Genomic DNA, 18032 nt, shown 5'->3' with positions numbered 1-18032 from the left:
AAACCCTCAGTATTTTTTACGCCCTAGGCCCAATCATCCCAAAGCATTTTTAACTTGAACCGCGCTCGCTCTCGTGGAATGCTGTGCCATCTTTCGCACTAAAATGATGACTCATAATGACAGATAGCCGCGCTTGGGTTGCCCGTGCAATTCGCACTATTGAAGCTGATTTTAATCGCTCTGCAGATACCCATTTAATCCCGCTTAATTTACCGGGTTTTCCCGGCATTGATTTCTATTTAAAAGATGAATCAAGCCACCCCACGGGCAGCTTAAAACACCGCCTGGCACGATCACTCTTTTTATATTCACTGGCCAATGGCTGGATTAACGCCAAAAGCACCGTGATTGAAGCATCAAGCGGCTCGACTGCGATTTCTGAAGCATATTTTGCACGGCTTTTAGGGCTGCCCTTTATTGCGGTGATGCCTGCATCCACCAGCCCTGAAAAAATCGCCGCCATTACTTTTTACGGTGGACTGTGCCATTTAGTCGATGATCCAACCACGCTACACAGCGAATCGCTCAGGCTTGCCGCAGAAACCGACGGCCACTTTATGGATCAATTTACCTACGCCGAGCGCGCCACCGATTGGCGAGCCAATAATAATATTGCCGAATCTATTTTTGCTCAGATGGCACTTGAGCCTCACCCTATTCCTAAATGGATTGTCGCCAGCTGTGGCACAGGCGGCACATCAGCCACTTTGGGGCGCTACGTGCGCTATCGCCAGTACAGCACGCAAATTGCCTGCGTAGACCCGGATAACTCGGTATTTTTTGATGCATTTTGCAGCAAAGATCGCAGCTTAAGCTTGCAATGCGGCTCCCTCATCGAAGGCATTGGCCGCCCGAAAGTAGAAGCATCCTTTATCCCCTCAGTAATCGACAGCATGTTTCAAGTGCCCGACGCGCTATCAATTGCCGCCACGCGCTGGCTCGCTGAAAAATTAGGCCGCAGAGTGGGCGGGTCCACTGGGTGTAATTTGGCTGGCGTACTGGCTTTGGCGCTAGAAATGAAAGCCGCTGAGCAAAGCGGCAGCATCGTGACCCTGCTTTGCGATAGCGGCGAGCGCTACGCGCATTCTTATTACAACGATGCATGGCTGGCAGAACGAGGCATTGATATTCAGCCTTGGCTAGAACAGCTCAAAGCGATTACCGAACGAGGTGAGGCGCTGAGTTTACGGCGGGCGGATCAGGGCTAGGGAGGAAGAGGCCGCTAGTGTTAGCTACGAAAGCGCCACCTCAGCATAAAACCCAAATCTTAAACCACGGAGGAAAAGGAGAACACGGAGGGCCACGGAGAAAAACATATATAAACAAGGTTTTCTCCGTGAAACTCCGTGTTCTCTGTGCCCTCTGTGTTTCAAGATTTGGGTTTTAGATGGCGTTTTCGCGGCTCAATACACCATGGCATACCACACAAAAGCAAGCATTGAATTATCGTAGGGCGGGTGAAACCCGCGTATTTTTCAGCATCACTCGCGGGTTTCACCCGCCCTACGAAAAACATTTCGCTTAAGTTGATAGGATTGTATTTACCCCACTTTACCCCTATCAACCAAATCTCCCCTGACGCATCCATTTGGTGGCAATCCACTTTTCGCCTTTAAGTACAGGGTTGCCACCATGAAGAGTTAAAGGATCAGTTTGGCTTTGGCTATTACAGTATTCAAAATAAACCGCCGAGCCTTTTTTGGGCGCAACAGCCAAGCCCAGCTCAGGAAAAATAGTTTCGCCGCCCTCATCCACATTATTTAAATACATGACTAAAGTGGATACACGCTGGCCGCCATTTTTTAGATGAACCTGGCTGCCTTGATCCGCAACTGGGAAATAATCAAAGTGCGGTTTGTATTCGCCGCCAATTTTGTAATTTAAAATTTGTAGACCTTCACCATTTTCAATCGGCCAGTGCATCACATCAGCAATCCGGCGATCCAGCCTAGCGATAAACTCGTTTTCATTCACAGTAAAAAAAGTACCAAAGCTGCTGCGATCATCGATGACTTCTTCAGCCCCCGTTTGCGGGTCCACAATGGTAGAGCGTTTTAATTTACTTTTAGATAAACGCACTAACTCGTCACATTCTTCCATCGATAATAAATCGTCCAAAATAGCCACAATCGGCTTGCCCACCCTTGCCGTTACCCTAACGATGCGATCATGGGTATGAATCACCCCGCCTTCCATCGGAAACCGAGCTGGTTCCGCAATATAAGCAGCAGCCGGCACAGCCGCCGTTTTAGTCTGAGTTGATACATTAGAAAAATGAAAAACCACGGCATTGGCAAAAATGGGATCAAACCCTTTGCCTGCCATCACTTCAACCAGTGATTGCGGTACGCAACCCCTAGCTAAATTATCAACAATCCAATTTTGCCAGTCTGCTGTAATTTGCGTGTCCATCGCCCCATCCTCATATTGATTTATTTGTAGTGACATTCTTACAAGACAAAGGCAGTGCTGTCATCCTTATTTATCCTGACGTTGCAAACAGGCCAAGACAAGCAAGAAAACAACATTTCGTAAAGCTGATCAAATACTTAAAGCATAAGTAGGATAAGAAAAAACTACCGAATATAGCAATGAAGCGAATACCGTTTATCAGCCAGAAAACAACATCCGGACGCCCTTTACCCGATTTCATTTGCCTTGCAAATGAAGTTTGCCCGGAGCAGCAAGCGCGGGCTGTGTTAAAATTAGCGCCTTGATTTTTGCAGACGTGAGACTTGGCTCGCAATGGAACTTTCCGCTCTTACCGCCTTATCCCCGCTCGACGGTCGTTATGAAAAACAGCTCGCCGATTTACGTCCTTATTTTAGCGAATACGCGCTGGTTAAAAACCGCGTTACCGTTGAAATTGCTTGGCTAAAAGCCCTCGCCGCAGAAGCGGCCATTGAAGAGATTAAGCCTTTCTCTGCAGCCACCATCGCTGAACTTGATGCGGTAGTCGACCAGTTTTCACCAGAGCACGCTCTGGAAGTAAAAACGATCGAACGCACCACCAACCACGACGTAAAAGCCGTGGAATACTGGATGAAAGAACGCTTATCCGGCAATGCCGAAGTCAGCGCTGCAAATGAATTTATTCATTTTGCCTGCACTTCAGAAGACATCAATAATCTGAGCCACGCCCTGATGTTAAAAGGCGCGCGTGATGCCGTGATGTTGCCAAAGCTCAAAGAAATGGTCAGTAAGCTCAAAGAGCTGGCTCACGATTTAGCCGATGCCCCAATGATGAGCCGTACCCACGGTCAGCCAGCAACTCCGACCACGATGGGCAAAGAAATGGCCAATGTGGCCTACCGCCTTGAGCGCCAGCTGGTTCGCATCGAAAAAATCGAACTGCTTGGCAAAATCAATGGTGCCGTAGGTAACTACAATGCCCACATTTCTGCCTACCCTGATTTTGACTGGGAAAGCTTCTGCCGCCGCTTTGTAGAAGGCTTGGGTATCAGCTTTAACGCCTACAGCACGCAAATTGAATCGCACGATTATATGAGCGAGCTGTACGACACGTTTACCCGTGCCAACACCATTCTTATTGATATGAACCGTGATATCTGGGGCTATATCTCGCTGGGCTTCTTTAAACAGCGTGTGAATAAGAACGAAATTGGCTCCAGCACGATGCCGCATAAAGTGAATCCAATTGACTTCGAAAACTCCGAAGGCAATCTGGGCATGGCTAATGCGATGCTGACCCATCTATCGCAAAAACTACCAATCAGCCGTTGGCAACGTGACCTGACCGACTCCACCGTACTGCGGAATATGGGTGTAGGTTTGGGCTATAGCTTGCTGGCTTACGGTGCCTGTTTAAAAGGCCTGAACAAACTGGAAGTCAATCGCCAAGCCATGCTGGATGATTTGAACGCCAACTGGGAAGTGCTGGCTGAGCCGATTCAAACGGTGATGCGCCGTTATGCCGTGCCTAATCCTTATGAGCAGTTAAAAGAACTCACACGGGGGAAAAGCGGTATTACCCGTGAAGCATTAGCGGTGTTTATTGATGGTTTAGAAATTCCTGAGCAAGAAAAAGCCCGTCTGAAAGAGCTGACACCATGGAACTACATTGGTAAAGCTGTAGAACTCGCGCAACGGATCTAAAATCCAATCTGAACGGGCGCCACAAGCGCCCGTTTTTCTGCCAAGCTAGCATCTTACTTACGCCTTTTTGATGCGCAAGGCACGATATTGAATGTCGGAGACAATGGTGAAACGTAAAGTATTACTGGGTAGTGCAATCACAGCCGCCATCCTATCCACAGCCTATATTGGCGGTGCTTATGTGGCTGGGCAAGCCGCTGAAAAAACACTAAAAAAACAGCACGAATGGCTAAGCAGCCTGCCCTACTTTATTGTAAAAAATCGTGAATATCAGCCCGGCTGGTTTAGCTCGAGCGAAAAAACCACGCTACTGCTTAATCCTGAGCTTTATCGCTTTTTTATTGAGCGTGCAGGCACCGAGCTGCCTAAATTTGAAGTGACTTATACCCAGAAAATTAAGCACGGCCCCTTCCCACTGCTCGGCAGCTTTAATTTGCATCCTTATAAAGCAGTGGTTGAATCTGAATTTATTTTTTCTCCAGAAACACAAAAGTTTTTAACCCAATTCTTTGGCACACAAAAGCCTATTCATATAGAAAACCGAATTGGCTTTAATGACGATGGTGTTATTTCTGTAAAAGTACCGAGCTTTGATTATGAAGAAGCCATTTCTGGCGTAAAAGCCAAATGGAAAGGCTTTGATGCCACCCTCAATTACGGCGGTGATTTTAATAGCGTCAAACTCATTGCCAATGCACCTGGTTTATCTGGCGAAGCTAAAGGCAAGCTATCGTTTGCCTTTAATGATTTAACTTTCGGCTTTGATCATATACGCGGCAAAACAGGTGTCATGCTCGGCACAACCACAGCCAATCTGGCTGGCTTTGATATGCTGCTTTCAGAAAACACCCCGATTAAGCTCAAGCTGGAAAACCTGAAATACGCGGGCAATATTGTAGAGACAGGCGAGTTTATTAACGGCGGTGCAAATATCAATTTAGCCAAGCTCATCCTCGACGATCAGCCTTATGGCCCTGCCGAACTGCAAGCCACAGCCAGCCATTTGCACGGCCCAACGCTTGCTAAGCTTGCTGATGAATTTACTGCGCTACAGAAAAAACAACTGAACCGCGATGAATTCTCTGCCGAGTTAGTCAAGCTGGTTAAAACTCACGGCATGCCGCTGCTTACGCACGACCCCCTGCTGGCGATTAAAAAGTTTGACGTTAAGCTCCCCGATGGCTCTATCCGCTTTACCACCGAAGTGGGCCTCAAAGGCTTCAAACCGACCGACCTTGATAAACCGGTTGAATTTGTAAGCAAGCTCCACGCCAAAGCCGATTTCTCTGTGCCGCGCAAAGTGATCGAAACCATGGTGATGTGGCAAGCCCGTAATATGTTTGGCGGCCCAGATAGCGGCGTAGCAGCAGACGATCTCGATTATCTGGCAGGACAATTTGTAGAAGGCCAGATCAACAAGCTCACCGATCAAAACCTGATCCGCAGCGAAAACGGCCTGCTCTCTGCCAAAGCCTCATTAGAAAAAGGCGCTTTCATGCTCAATGGCATCAATGTGCCACTGCCTTGGCAACAGCCTGCAGAATCTGTTACTGAGCAATAAGCTTTAGCCCACAAAAAAACCGCCATCCAATGATGGCGGTTTTTTTATGGCTAAACATTACAAATATTAATGCAACTGCGGATTCACTTCAGTAATTCCGTGCCCAATAAAGAGCTGGGTAACATCCACTTGGTCGAACTGGTATTTCTCGTTGCAAAATTCGCAGCCCACATCCACATGGCCGTGTTCGGCGAGTAAGCCTTCGATTTCTTCTTTGCCTAGCATTTTCAGCATGCCGCCTACGCGCTCTCTGGAGCAGGTGCAGGCGAAGCTTGGGAATACGGGGTCAAAAATACGGACTTTTTCTTCGTTATACAGGCGATAGAGTGTTTCGCGCAGCGGCAGGGTCAGTAGTTCTTCGTCTTGAATCGTTTGCGATAAGGCGGTGACTCTGTCCCAGCCATCCTCGTCTCCTTGGCCTTCTGGTAGTTTTTGAATCAACAAGCCACCGGTCATTTCGCCGTCGGCCGCCAGCCAGATTTTGGTATCAAGCTGCTCTGAGCGCTGCATATAATTTTCGATGATTTCAGCCACGCTCTGGCCTTTTTCAAAGCCCACAATGCCCTGCCATGTTTCGCCCTCTTGCGGATCGATCATGATAGAAAACTGGCCCTGGCCGATCAGTTCAGCCAGCGTGGCATCGCTAGGAATCAAGCCTTCCCAACGCGCTGTAGCGCGCATGGTCATTTCACTAGTACATTCCACCACCAACATTTTAAGTGGGCCATTGCCACGCAATTGCATCACTAAAGTGCCATCAAGCTTAATGGTTGCTGTGAGTAAGGCGGCAGCGGAAAGTAGCTCGCCAATGCGCTTTTGTAAAACCGGCGGGTAAGGATGACGAGTCAGAACCTCTTTATAGGTTGCATCAAGCTGAACAATTTCGCCGCGCACCGGCAGGCCATCAAACAGAAAACGCTCTAGTGAATCTTTCATTTTTACTCTCGACTTAAAAAGCTGTGACTCAAAATATTGAGTCACAAGTATTATTTTCCAGTTTTAGTCGCGCCAGATTGCACGCGTTCAACGGTATAGCTAGTCATTGGCATAGATGAACTCACGTCAAAAGCACAGCCTGCTTCAATCCCGATACGGGCGATATCAGCCGCGCTTAAATCAGGGTTATCGTAAACGGCATTCATCGCGCCAATTGCATAATCACGGCCACTGCCTATGCCCCAGAAACGCTGGTATTCATAAACTTCACGCAGGCTATAAACAGCAAAAATACCGTGAGGATTAGCCAGCAGCACGGTCATTTGGCTGGATTCGTAGGGATCGTCGTCTTCTTCGTCTACTTTTAGAAAGAAGTCGTCTTTAAGCTTGGGGTGTAGCTTTCTGAAGCTTTCAAAAATAGCGGGTCTGTCGCTAAAATCCAGATTTTTTACTTTTTTAAGCGCCGCTTGCAAAACTAAATCGTGAGCAGCACTGCCTGCAATCGAAAAATATCCATCGTGCGCAGCAAAAATTTTATTCCAGCAAGCATCGTCCCCTGCACCTAGCCGAGTATCACCAAAAGTAGATTGGCTATCCGCCGCAATGGCGATTTGATCGCCTTTTTTAACGACAACTACCGTGGTCATTTATTTTCCTTATTAACGCAGTTCTAAAAAAACCTGTAGACACAGAGATAAAAATCAGACCACAGAGCACACAGAGAAAATCTTTATCTCATTAAAATAACGTAGCCTCAGCTGATTTTTTTCTCCGTGAACTGTATTGCCCCTCTGTGTTCTCTGTGTCTACAGATTTTTTTAAGAGAGTTATTCCAATTAATCTTGTTCTTCAATCAACTCAATCAGGCGAATCAGCGCATGGCGTACTGTTTGCATACGCACGTCGCGCCTGTCGCCATCAAATAATTCTTGTTCGGTGATAATTCCTGCCGGCCCGGCAAAAGCAAAGCAGACTGTACCCACCGGCTTTTCAACGCTGCCCCCCGCAGGGCCTGCCACACCGCTGACGGCAACTCCCCATTCAGCGCTGGCTAAATGACAAGCGCCTTGCACCATAGCGGCTACGACGGGCTCGCTCACGGCACCCAGCTTGGCAATAAAATCAGGCGGGACGGCAAGCATATCCATTTTGGCTTCGTTGGAATAAGTAATAAAGCCACGCTCAAACCAAGCCGAACTGCCTGCCACATCGGTAATTGCTCCGGCAATCAGGCCACCAGTGCAAGATTCTGCGGTTGTTACGCTCTGACCGCGCGCCAACAGCACGCGGCCGAGCTGAGTTGCTAATACCAACATGGGGGTGACACCTTTAGATTTCAAATAAAAACAAATGTGTAGGGTGGGCAGGATTTTGTGCCCACGCGTAAGGCTTATCCATCCGCATGGGCTAAGCCCAAGGCGTCATTCCGGATCGGCGGGAATCCAGCTGCACTACTGGATCCCCGATAAAAACACTCGGGGATGACGGGCTATTATCGTCGCTCTTAGATAATGTCTATGAAGGACACAGCCCACCCGACCCTTTTCAAACCGCCGCGGGAACGATTCCCACAGGCTCTCGAATAAAGTTTTCGCGGTAAAACTTCAGCTCATCAATCGATTCTTGGATATCCGCTAAAGCGGTATGTGCGCCGCGCTTTTTAAATTGCTTGGCGATTTCTGGCTGCCAGCGTTTGCACAGCTCTTTGAGTGTGGATACGTCCAGATTACGGTAATGGAAGAACTCTTCCAAAGTAGGCAGGTATTTCACCAAAAAGCGGCGATCCTGATGCACCGAATTACCACAGAGTGGCGATGCGCCTTTAGGCACGTATTGTTCCAAAAAGGCAATGAGTTGCGCTTCGACTTCCGCCTCAGTAAAGGTCGATGCTTTTACTTTATCGATTAAGCCCGATTTACCATGAGTGTTTTTATTCCAATCATCCATTGCATCTAAAATGCTATCGTCCTGATGCACCACAAATACGGGGCCTTCGGCAATCATATTCAGATTGCTATCGGTAATAATGACGGCAATTTCGATCACGCGCTCTTTCTCGGGATCAAGCCCAGTCATCTCCATATCAACCCAGATGAGGTGGTTCTTGTCTTGTGGCATACTTGGCCTTATTCAATCACACAAAAATGCTATTTTACCCGCAAATGAACGCAAATCAGTTCTCCCTCCTCTTTCTGTTTGCTTTAACGGCCAGCGTCATATTGCAACTCTGGCTGGCGATGCGCCATATCAACCATGTAAAACGCCATAGAGGCAGCGTTCCTGCAGAGTTTATCTCTGAGATCACCCAAGCCTCGCATCAGCGCGCGGCCGATTACACTGTGGCAAAAACACGTTTTGGCATGATCGTTACCCTGTTTGAAGCCATGCTTTTAGGCGCATTTACTTTGGGTGGCGGGATTGAATGGATTAATCAACTGATCTCAAGCTGGTTTAGCTCGCCACTTTGGGGCGGTGTCGCCCTGATTATGGGCATTACCCTTATCCATAGCTTAATCACCCTGCCGTTTACTTTAATTTCCACTTTTAAAATTGAAGCCAGTTTTGGCTTTAATAATATGAGCGCCAAACTATTTATTGCCGATACACTTAAAACCACCGCCGTAGCCGCCGTAATTGGCCTGCCGCTATTAGCTGGCGTGCTTTGGCTAATGGAGCAAATGGGCAGCTATTGGTGGCTATGGGTTTGGGCCGTATGGGTAGGATTTTCACTTTTATTAATGTGGGCGTTCCCGACGTTTATTGCGCCTATTTTTAATAAATTTGAGCCGCTATCTGATCCAGATTTAAAACAGCGTATCGAATCACTCTTAAGCCGCTGCGGTTTTAAAACCAATGGCATTTTTGTAATGGATGGCTCCAAACGCTCCAGCCATGGCAATGCTTATTTCACCGGCCTTGGTAAAGCCAAGCGAATTGTGTTTTTTGATACCCTGCTCAAGCATTTAAATGCCAGCGAAGTGACCGCCGTATTAGCCCATGAATTAGGCCACTTTAAGCATCGCCATATTGCCAAACGGATGCTGTGGACCTTTGGCCTGATGCTGGGCATGCTGTGGGTTTTAGGGCAATTAAAGCAAGAATTATGGTTTTATCAGGGTCTTGGCGTAAATAGCCAATCCACCGCTACCGCCCTCTTGCTATTCTTTTTAGTGATGCCGGTTTTTACTTTTATTTTTGCCCCGCTCAGCTCAATGTCATCGCGCAAGCATGAATATGAAGCCGATGCCTATGCAGCAGAACAAGCATCAGCCAACGATTTGATTAACGCATTGGTGAAGCTTTATCGCGACAATGCCGCCACACTCACGCCCGATCCTTGGCACAGTCTGTTTTACGATAGTCACCCCCCTGCAGCATTACGCATCGCGGCCTTGAAAAAACTAAATTAGACTAATTACTAATCATTCATCCCCCAGAGAGAGAATTAAAAATGTCACTCACTACAGAAAATTGCCAAGATGGCGCAGCTAAGCTCAGCGAAGTAGAAGCAGAAATGCTGTCTACCGATCTGCAAGACTGGATCGTGACTGATACTTATCTAGAGAAAACATTTCGCTTTAAAAACTTTTACGAAACCATGGGTTTTGTAAATGCCGTGGCTTGGATGGCCAATCAGCAAGATCACCACCCCGATTTAGACGTTAGCTACAGCCGCTGCCGCGTGCGCTGGAATACTCATTCCGCCAACGGCATCAGCCGTAATGATTTTATCTGCGCCGCACGTTCGGACGCACTCACATTGAAAGCGAATTCATGACAGAAACAGCCCGTATCGTCGCTAGCCACGGCAGGTCTTATATCGTTGAATGCACTCATGGCCAGCGCCTTCGGGCCAGTACCCGTGGCAAAAAAACGGATTACGCCTGTGGCGATTTAGTCGACATCCAGATATTGAACGATGAGCAAGCGGTGATTGAGCGCGTATTAGAGCGTAAAACCCTGCTTTATCGCTCTGATGCTTGGAAAAGCAAGCTGATCGCGGCCAATGTCACCCAGCTGATTATTGTGCTGGCATCCGAGCCTAGCTTTTCTACCGAGCTGATCAGTCGCTGTGCCATTGCGGCAGAAGCAGGCGGTATTCAAACCCTAATCTGCTTAAATAAATGCGATTTACCAACAGCGGCGGCGGCAAAAGAGCGACTGCAATACTTTGTAAATCTGGGCTACAACGTGGTTGAAATTTCTGCGCTGGATAATATCGCCCCGCTGCGTGCTTCTTTAGTTGGGCATATTTCGGTATTGGTGGGGCAATCAGGCATGGGCAAATCCACCATTACCAATGCGCTACTGCCAGACGCCAATGCACGAGTGAATGAGATTTCTATCGCGCTGGACGCAGGTAAGCACACCACCACCAATGCCACGTTTTATCATTTGGATGCAGAATCGGCGCTGATTGATTCGCCAGGCTTGCAGTCCTTTGGTTTGGCGCATATCACGGCGCAAGATTTACCGGCTTATTTTCCAGAATTGAGAGAGCGCATTGGCACTTGCCGCTTTCACAACTGCCGCCACCGCCAAGAACCAGATTGTGGCATGCGCGCAGGGGTAGAAGAAGGCACAATTAGCCCACAAAGGCTTGCCCTGCTGCATCGCTTACAAGATGAATTAAGTGCAGGTGAACGCTATTAAATTAAGCAAATCAAAGCTATATTTATTTGAGAAAGACACAGCCTAGACTAAGCTATAAAAGAAGAAATTAAGCCATCAGATTAAATAAGATATAGATACGTAAGTATCATATTAAAAGATAAAGCCCCCATGCTTTACTCTGCCTGATGCTTGATTTCTTATTTTATTCAATCAGCCTGAGGTGGGTAATGAGTAAAGCAACTACGGTGCGCCGGCAGTTTATTAGCCTGCTTTTACTTATTGTTTTATTACTAATCACCCAAACAGCCATCATTTGGCATATTTCTTCTGAAATTCTAATCAATGGCCCGCGCTATCAGCGCATTATCGCGAGCAAAGATTTAACCACCGATATCCTGCCGCCCCCTGCCAATTTAATAGAAACCCACTTACTGGCACATCAATTAATCAATAGCATTGATCATGCACAGCGTGTGCAGCTAACTCAGGACTTAAAAATAGCCGTAAAGAATTTTGAAATACGCCAGCAATATTGGCAAAACAGCGCATCCCCACCCTCCATTGTTAACGCCATGCGTAACTCGGCTTATCCCCCGGCACAACAGTATTTAGCCCTACTGCAGCAACAACTACTGCCTGCAATAGAAAACTATGACAGCCTGTCTTTAAAGGAAGCCGCGCTTAAATTGCAAGCGCTCTATGACGTACATCGTAAAGGGATCGATACCGTTGTTCCACTTGCGCTCGCCTACCAGCAAGAAGAAGAAAAAATAGCCACCCTTACTGCCCAAAAAAGCAGCCAACTTGCCTTGGGCTTGCTTGTCATTACACTTGTCATGATCTGCCTTATTGTGGCGTCTACTTATCGCAAAGTGCTGCGTATTTTAGAGGCCGAGCCCGCAATGGCCAATGTGATGACGCATATTGCGGCTGGCAATTTGCAAGTTGTAACAGCACTGACCCCCAAAGATACAACAGGCTTGCTAGCAGGAATAAAAGCGATGGGCATGCATTTAAAGCAAGTCATTGAAGACACGCAAAACTGTGTTTCCGCGCTTTCAACGTTATCAGCCCAAATTAGTATGACGGCCAAAACACTCAATCACTCCAGCTATGAATTAGCCACAGGCATTGAAGAAAGCACCGCTACCTTGGGCCAGCTCACGCACACCACCCGGCTTACCCTCAAAAATAGCCTGCAATCGGTCAGACAATCTGAAGACGCGGTTGAAGCATCCAAGCATGGCGCTTTAATCGTAAGAGAAACGGTAGGTGTGATGAAAAATATCGCAAAGAAAGTCAGCATCGTCGACGATATTGCCTACCAGACCAATCTGCTCGCCTTAAACGCCGCCATAGAGGCCGCACGAGCCGGAGAGCATGGCAAAGGATTTGCCGTAGTGGCGGTAGAAGTACAAAAACTGGCGCTACGCAGCCAAACTGCCGCTTCTGATATTGAGGGTTTGGCGCAAACGAGCATTGAAAAATCGGACGCGGCCATTCAGGCGCTCGATCAAATTGAAAACGCAATTCAACGCACAGCCGAACTCATTTCACAAATATCAGCCTCGGCCGCAGATCAATCCAGCGCGATTGAGCAAATCAGCTCAACCGTACAACAATTCGGCTCAATATCCAGCATGAATTCAGAGCTTGCTACTCAACTCACCGGCTCATCAGATGAAATCAAAATACAAACAGAATTAGTACAAGAAAAAATACATTTTTTCAAACTCTGAGCACAATATCAGCGCAAAGCCCTTACTCTGCTGCCGCCTTAGCTTCTTACTGATCCTCTGTAGCTGAAAGCAAAAACCCTATATATTTTAAGAAAAATCAGAAATTATTTACAATAAACGTAGTTCTCTCTATGACTAGCCAAGCAAAGTAGGCAAAATTAGCCTCTAAATTCTTATTGTGATTTGCCATGGTTGCCGTTACCCGCCCGCTTGCCCAATCCATTGCTGAAGCAGCAGACCCCGATCGCTGGCTGAGCGCCCTTACTGAGCGCTACCCGCCCACCGATATCGTACGCATACGGCAAGCGCTGGATTGGATATTCGAGCAATACGGCCAACATATCCATACCGATACCGGCAGCTCTCTGTTTCAGCACGCCGTAGCCAGCGCATCGATTGTGGCGGATTTACGCCTTGATGCAAATTCGGTGATCGCCACCCTATTATTTGCACTACCTACCCAGCTTAACCAGCCCATCGAGCTGATTAACACCCACTTTGGCCCCGATGTCACCCGGCTGGTTGATGGTGCCAGCAAGGTCAGCAAATTACGCAGCCTGGCCCACCCCATGGGTGGTAAATCGGCAGATGCCGCACAGCAGATTGAAGCCGTGCGCAAAATGCTGATCGCTATGGTAGAAGACATCCGCGCCGTACTGATCAAGCTGGCATGGCGCACACAAACCATGCACGAACTAGCCCGTGCCCCAGAAGAAACTCGCCGCCGTATTGCCCAAGAAACGCTCGATTTATTTGCCCCTCTCGCCAATCGCCTTGGGGTATGGCAAATCAAATGGGAATTAGAAGACTTAGGCTTCAGATATCTGCACCCTGATACCTATAAAAAAATTGCCAAGCTATTAGACGAGCGCCGGGTTGATCGGGAAAAGTTTATTGATGGGGTGCTCAATACACTCAGAATTGAGCTTAATCATGCCGGTGTAAAAGCCGATTTAATGGGGCGGCCTAAGCATATTTTCAGCATCTGGAAAAAAATGCAGAAAAAAAAGCTCGATTTCTCCGAGCTTTACGATATTCGTGCCGTGCGTATTCTGGTTCCCGATTTAAAAGATTGCTATACCGCACTCGGTATTGTGCACAATCTTTGGCAACCTATTCCAGGCGAATTTGACGATTATATTGCCCACCCCAAAGGTAATTTTTATCGCAGCCTGCACACGGCCGTGATTGGCGAAAATGATAAAGCGGTTGAAGTACAAATCCGCACCATAGAAATGCACGAGCACGCCGAATACGGCGTGGCCGCACACTGGCGCTATAAAGAAGGCGGCCAGGGCGATGCGCGCTATGAAGAAAAAATTGCTTGGTTACGCCAGCTCTTAGATTGGCGCGAAGATATGGCCAGCGAAACGCAATTCGCCGAGACCTTTAAAGCCGAGCTATTTGACGACACGATTTATATCCTCACCCCCGCAGGCCGCGTGATTACCCTGCCTAAGGGCAGTACTGCCGTTGATTTTGCCTACCATGTGCATACCGATTTAGGCCATCGTTGCCGGGGTGCCAAAGTAAACGGTCAGATTGTGCCGCTCTATACCGCTTTAGAAAACGGCCAGCGAGTAGAAATCTTATCCACCAAAGAAGGCGGGCCAAGCTTAGACTGGCTGCATCAGGGCTATGTAAAAAGCCACCGCGCCGCCAGCAAAATCCGTCATTGGATACGCCAGCAGCATCAGGATATCGCCCTTGAAGCAGGCCGCTCTATTTATGATAAAGAAGCCGCCCGCTGCGCCGCACGGGATGCAAATCAAGACAGCATCGCAGTTAAATTAGGCTGCAAGCATATTGAAGAGCTGTACGCCGCGCTTGGCCAGGGAGAGATTTCTCAGCGCGAGCTCAACCAAGCATTCAGAGAAAGCCTAGCGCCGATCGAGCCCATCACCGAGCAGCCTAATGACTTTATTAAAGCAGCAAGAGCCAATGGCAACGGCGAAGGTATTTTAATTGAGGGCGTCGATAAACTAATGACCCTGCTGGCCAAATGCTGCAAACCCGTGCCCCCTGATCATGTTATGGGCTTTGTGACCAAAGGCCGGGGCATCTCGATTCACCGTAGTGATTGCAGCACACTTAAGCGCCTAGCCAGCGCCGCGCCGGAACGCTTAATTAATGCCGACTGGGGAATTCAGCGCGGCCATGTATTTGCGACCGATTTATTAGTAGAAGCCCATAATCGCAATACGCTATTGCGCGATTTAAGCGACATCATGTCGCGCGAGCGGATTAACGTCACCGCAGTGAATACGCAAAGCAAAGATCAACGCGTCATGATGCGCTTTACTTTAGAAATCAGAGACGCCGAACAATTACAAAGAATCTTAATTAAATTGCAAGATGTAAATGAAGTCATCCGTGTGATACGCGGGTAATACCTTAGATCAGTGAAAGCTAATTAATCCTGGCTTTTGCTCTTTTATATGTAATAATTAACATGTAAATACTCACAATAAGCGCTTGCTTTTTTAATGCGAATTAAGATTTATTCGCAATTTGATTGCTCCACCCAGCCGCTTTCTCTATCCAAACATGTTATTTGCATAAAAGAGCCCAATCATGAATCAATCTCTTAAAGTAAAATTGATTGTGTTTATTTCATTATTAACGCTTATTTCTGGCACTATACTTACATATGGTAGCTATTTAAAAATGCGTCATGAAATGATCAATGTCAGTTTGCATAATGAAATTATAGGGATTAGCACCGGCTACAACGTGGTGCTTCGCAACTGGGTAGCGGAGAAACAGAATATTGTTTCTGGCTTGGCAGAGGCATTAGCAAAAGCAGAGGACCCTGTTCCTGCTTTATATCAAACCGAAAAAAGTGCCAAATTCGATTTAGCCTATATCGGCACTCCTGATAAAAAATTTATTAGCGGTCATGTCGTTAATATGCCCGCCGATTTCGACCCCACTTCTAGGCCTTGGTATAAACAAGCAGTAGCCGCAGGCAAAACCATCCTCACCCCGCCTTATGTGGATGCAGAAAGTAAACAACTGATTCTTTCTTTTGCCTCACCGGTAAAAGGCGATGCAGGCTTTAAAGGCGTAGCTGCAGTTGATATCTCGCTTGAAGGCGTTGTAAAAGATGTTTTAAATATCAAGCTCACCGGCAATGGCTATGCCATCCTTGCAGATAAAGCAGGACAAATTTTAGCGCATAGCGAAAAAGATAAACTCAATAAGCCTACTACGGATATATCCAGCGACCTAAGTGCCAGCAATATGGCCAGCATTGCAAACTCACGCGAGCTGGCTGAAATCAGTATTGCGGGTGAAGACAAATATGTTTTTGTACAGCCGGTTGAAGGCACCGATATCAATCTGATTCTGGTGATTGATAAACAGATTATTTTAGAGCCACTTAATCAATTAGTGTGGCAAGCCGTTGCAGCTTTAGTCATTCTCTTAATTATAGTGATCCCTGTTGCCGGATTTCTCATTAGCAAAATGCTCAAAAGCCTAGATAAAGTGCGTATTGCCATGCAAGAAATTGCCCAAGGCGGCGGCGATTTAACCCGCAAAATTGAAATTGATGGCAACGATGAAATTACTGCCACGGCACAAGCCTTTAACCGCTTCACCGATCAATTACGCACCATGTTTATTGATATTCGCAAAGAAACAGAAAACCTCACGACCGGGATAGGCTCAATCAATTCTGTACTCAATGATCTGGCTAATGATTCTCAGCGGCTTTCAGATTTATCTGCATCTAATGCCGCTACCATTGAAGAAATCACCGTCAGCATTTCGCATATTGCCGATAATTCCAGAGATGCCAATCAGCTTGTCACCAGCACCGGTGCACTGTCTGGCCAATCTGCATCCACAGTGAAAGAAGTGGCCAATGAAGTGGGTAAATCGGCAAAAGAAGTCGGTGATTTATCCAGCCTGCTCGACAGGCTCAACCAAAGAGCCCAAGACATTAGCGGTATTATTCGGGTAATTAAAGAAATTGCCGATCAAACTAATTTGCTAGCGCTCAATGCCGCGATTGAAGCTGCCCGCGCAGGTGAGCAAGGCCGTGGCTTTGCGGTAGTGGCAGATGAAGTACGCAAGCTCGCCGAGCGCACCTCATCGGCCACCATTGAAATTACCGGCATGATTGACGGAATTCGAGGTGAAACAGGCATTGCCGTTAATAATATGCAAACCACTATCACGGCAGTGCAAAGCGGCGTGAACTTATCTGAAGAAGCCGCAGCCAAAATTGGTACGATTCGTGAAAACATGGATGAAGTGATGGCCAAAATTGGCGAAATTGCCCATGCCACACTCGAGCAACAAAATGCCACCACGGCCATGGCGCAAAGCGCAGAAAACATCACCAACCAAATGCAGCAATCCGATTCTAACCTGCAGCAAGCCACCAAAACCGTGCATGATCTGAATGAGCTGGCCGCCTACCTCACCAAGCAGTTTGGCCGCTTTAAACTTTAAGCAAATTAATATTTTAATCAACAGCCCCTGGCATGAACTGCACCCCAAAAGTTGGACACCCGTCCATATTTTTGGGGTGTTTTTATGTCCAAGTACACAACGCAATTCAAGCTTTCTGTCGTTCAGCAATATTTAACTGTCCAAGCAGGTCTCAAAACGATCGCCAAGCAACATGGCATCGAGCAGGCCATGTTTCGTCGCTGGGTGAGGTCGTTTCGCCAGCATGGCGAATCGGGTTTAGCGCCCAAATACAGTCATTACAATGCCGCATTCAAGCTCTCCGTGCTCCAGCACATGTGGGACAATCATCTTTCCCAGCAGGAAACTAACGCTTATTTTGATATTCGTAGCCCCACTTGCTTGAATCAATGGAGCGCGCAGTATGACGCTGGTGGAATGGCTGCCCTTGAACCCGCGCCTAAAGGTCGAAAGAAATCACCCATGCCCATCGCTGAAAATAATACGGCTCCCCTGCCGATTGATGATGAAACGCGTAGCCGTGAAGAACTCATTGCAGAAAACAAACGCCTCCGTTTAGAGGTGGCCTACATAAAAAAGTACAATGCCTTAGTTCAAGCCAAAGCCCAATCGGCGCAGCAGAAACC

At 47.5% G+C, this 18032-nt stretch carries 15 protein-coding genes; 10 read left to right on the top strand and 5 right to left on the bottom strand.

The window, feature by feature from the left end; genetic code table 11:
- Nucleotides 1-116: 116 nt before the first annotated feature.
- Nucleotides 117-1208 (top strand): PLP-dependent cysteine synthase family protein, encoded by a 1092-nt coding sequence (locus tag ACFQNF_RS19040; RefSeq protein WP_380189671.1) that lies wholly within the window; start codon nucleotides 117-119, stop codon nucleotides 1206-1208.
- A gap of 352 nt (nucleotides 1209-1560) precedes the next feature.
- Here the strand turns inward: ACFQNF_RS19040 and ACFQNF_RS19035 are convergent, their stop codons facing one another.
- Nucleotides 1561-2412, bottom strand: a complete 852-nt coding sequence (locus ACFQNF_RS19035; RefSeq protein WP_380189669.1) for a 2OG-Fe(II) oxygenase — start codon at nucleotides 2410-2412, stop codon at nucleotides 1561-1563.
- A gap of 333 nt (nucleotides 2413-2745) precedes the next feature.
- On the opposite strand from ACFQNF_RS19035, the gene purB reads away from it, so the two are divergent.
- On the top strand, nucleotides 2746-4116 hold the full coding sequence (gene purB / locus ACFQNF_RS19030) for an adenylosuccinate lyase (protein ID WP_380189667.1): 1371 nt from the start codon (nucleotides 2746-2748) through the stop codon (nucleotides 4114-4116).
- Between the two features lie 91 nt (nucleotides 4117-4207).
- Nucleotides 4208-5677, top strand: a complete 1470-nt coding sequence (locus ACFQNF_RS19025; RefSeq protein ID WP_380189665.1) for a YdgA family protein — start codon at nucleotides 4208-4210, stop codon at nucleotides 5675-5677.
- A gap of 66 nt (nucleotides 5678-5743) precedes the next feature.
- Here the strand turns inward: ACFQNF_RS19025 and hslO are convergent, their stop codons facing one another.
- The 4 genes from hslO to orn all read right to left on the bottom strand — a co-directional run bounded on the left by hslO (nucleotide 5744) and on the right by orn (nucleotide 8731).
- Nucleotides 5744-6613, bottom strand: a complete 870-nt coding sequence (gene hslO / locus ACFQNF_RS19020) for an Hsp33 family molecular chaperone HslO (protein WP_380189663.1) — start codon at nucleotides 6611-6613, stop codon at nucleotides 5744-5746.
- Between the two features lie 50 nt (nucleotides 6614-6663).
- Nucleotides 6664-7260: an MFS transporter gene (locus tag ACFQNF_RS19015; protein WP_380189661.1), complete on the bottom strand. Its 597-nt coding sequence runs from the start codon at nucleotides 7258-7260 to the stop codon at nucleotides 6664-6666.
- A 189-nt stretch (nucleotides 7261-7449) separates the two neighbouring features.
- A complete protein-coding gene (locus tag ACFQNF_RS19010) occupies nucleotides 7450-7929 on the bottom strand; it encodes a CinA family protein (protein WP_380189659.1) in 480 nt (159 codons plus the stop codon).
- Nucleotides 7930-8158: 229 nt separating this feature from the next.
- Complete coding sequence (orn, locus tag ACFQNF_RS19005; RefSeq protein WP_380189657.1) at nucleotides 8159-8731, bottom strand: oligoribonuclease; 573 nt, start codon at nucleotides 8729-8731, stop codon at nucleotides 8159-8161.
- 44 nt (nucleotides 8732-8775) lie between these two features.
- Here orn and ACFQNF_RS19000 point away from each other — a divergent pair, with 44 nt between their 5' ends.
- From ACFQNF_RS19000 to ACFQNF_RS18970, 7 genes are all read left to right on the top strand, one after another.
- Nucleotides 8776-10023, top strand: a complete 1248-nt coding sequence (locus ACFQNF_RS19000; protein WP_380189655.1) for a M48 family metallopeptidase — start codon at nucleotides 8776-8778, stop codon at nucleotides 10021-10023.
- Between the two features lie 41 nt (nucleotides 10024-10064).
- Nucleotides 10065-10391, top strand: a complete 327-nt coding sequence (locus tag ACFQNF_RS18995) for a 4a-hydroxytetrahydrobiopterin dehydratase (RefSeq protein ID WP_046352321.1) — start codon at nucleotides 10065-10067, stop codon at nucleotides 10389-10391.
- Nucleotides 10388-11266, top strand: coding sequence for a ribosome small subunit-dependent GTPase A (gene rsgA, locus ACFQNF_RS18990; RefSeq protein ID WP_380189653.1), 879 nt, complete (start codon nucleotides 10388-10390; stop codon nucleotides 11264-11266). The genes ACFQNF_RS18995 and rsgA overlap by 4 nt, the downstream gene beginning before the upstream one ends.
- Before the next feature lie 188 nt (nucleotides 11267-11454).
- A complete protein-coding gene (locus ACFQNF_RS18985) occupies nucleotides 11455-12966 on the top strand; it encodes a methyl-accepting chemotaxis protein (RefSeq protein WP_380189651.1) in 1512 nt (503 codons plus the stop codon).
- Between the two features lie 188 nt (nucleotides 12967-13154).
- Nucleotides 13155-15356: a RelA/SpoT family protein gene (locus ACFQNF_RS18980; RefSeq protein ID WP_380189649.1), complete on the top strand. Its 2202-nt coding sequence runs from the start codon at nucleotides 13155-13157 to the stop codon at nucleotides 15354-15356.
- A 184-nt stretch (nucleotides 15357-15540) separates the two neighbouring features.
- Nucleotides 15541-17427 (top strand): methyl-accepting chemotaxis protein, encoded by a 1887-nt coding sequence (locus tag ACFQNF_RS18975; protein WP_380189647.1) that lies wholly within the window; start codon nucleotides 15541-15543, stop codon nucleotides 17425-17427.
- An 84-nt stretch (nucleotides 17428-17511) separates the two neighbouring features.
- Nucleotides 17512-18032, top strand: a 521-nt coding sequence (locus ACFQNF_RS18970) for a transposase (RefSeq protein ID WP_380189645.1), incomplete at its 3' end; no start/stop codon positions are given.

This window comes from Iodobacter arcticus, assembly GCF_042664895.1.
GTDB lineage: Bacteria > Pseudomonadota > Gammaproteobacteria > Burkholderiales > Chitinibacteraceae > Iodobacter > Iodobacter arcticus.
The sequence above is the reverse complement of the archived record's forward strand: the minus strand, read 5'-3'. Positions and strand labels throughout refer to the sequence as shown.

Bases quoted from the DNA above. Each gene is read 5' to 3' on its own strand.
- ACFQNF_RS19040 (WP_380189671.1), top strand. From the start codon at position 117: ATGACAGATAGCCGCGCTTGGGTTGCCCGTGCAATTCGCACTATTGAA.
- ACFQNF_RS18985 (WP_380189651.1), top strand. From the start codon at position 11,455: ATGAGTAAAGCAACTACGGTGCGCCGGCAGTTTATTAGCCTGCTTTTA.
- ACFQNF_RS19000 (WP_380189655.1), top strand. From the start codon at position 8,776: ATGAACGCAAATCAGTTCTCCCTCCTCTTTCTGTTTGCTTTAACGGCC.
- rsgA (WP_380189653.1), top strand. From the start codon at position 10,388: ATGACAGAAACAGCCCGTATCGTCGCTAGCCACGGCAGGTCTTATATC.
- ACFQNF_RS19010 (WP_380189659.1), bottom strand. From the start codon at position 7,929: ATGTTGGTATTAGCAACTCAGCTCGGCCGCGTGCTGTTGGCGCGCGGT.
- hslO (WP_380189663.1), bottom strand. From the start codon at position 6,613: ATGAAAGATTCACTAGAGCGTTTTCTGTTTGATGGCCTGCCGGTGCGC.
- purB (WP_380189667.1), top strand. From the start codon at position 2,746: ATGGAACTTTCCGCTCTTACCGCCTTATCCCCGCTCGACGGTCGTTAT.
- ACFQNF_RS19035 (WP_380189669.1), bottom strand. From the start codon at position 2,412: ATGGACACGCAAATTACAGCAGACTGGCAAAATTGGATTGTTGATAAT.
- ACFQNF_RS18980 (WP_380189649.1), top strand. From the start codon at position 13,155: ATGGTTGCCGTTACCCGCCCGCTTGCCCAATCCATTGCTGAAGCAGCA.
- ACFQNF_RS19015 (WP_380189661.1), bottom strand. From the start codon at position 7,260: ATGACCACGGTAGTTGTCGTTAAAAAAGGCGATCAAATCGCCATTGCG.
- ACFQNF_RS18995 (WP_046352321.1), top strand. From the start codon at position 10,065: ATGTCACTCACTACAGAAAATTGCCAAGATGGCGCAGCTAAGCTCAGC.
- ACFQNF_RS19025 (WP_380189665.1), top strand. From the start codon at position 4,208: ATGTCGGAGACAATGGTGAAACGTAAAGTATTACTGGGTAGTGCAATC.
- ACFQNF_RS18975 (WP_380189647.1), top strand. From the start codon at position 15,541: ATGAATCAATCTCTTAAAGTAAAATTGATTGTGTTTATTTCATTATTA.
- orn (WP_380189657.1), bottom strand. From the start codon at position 8,731: ATGCCACAAGACAAGAACCACCTCATCTGGGTTGATATGGAGATGACT.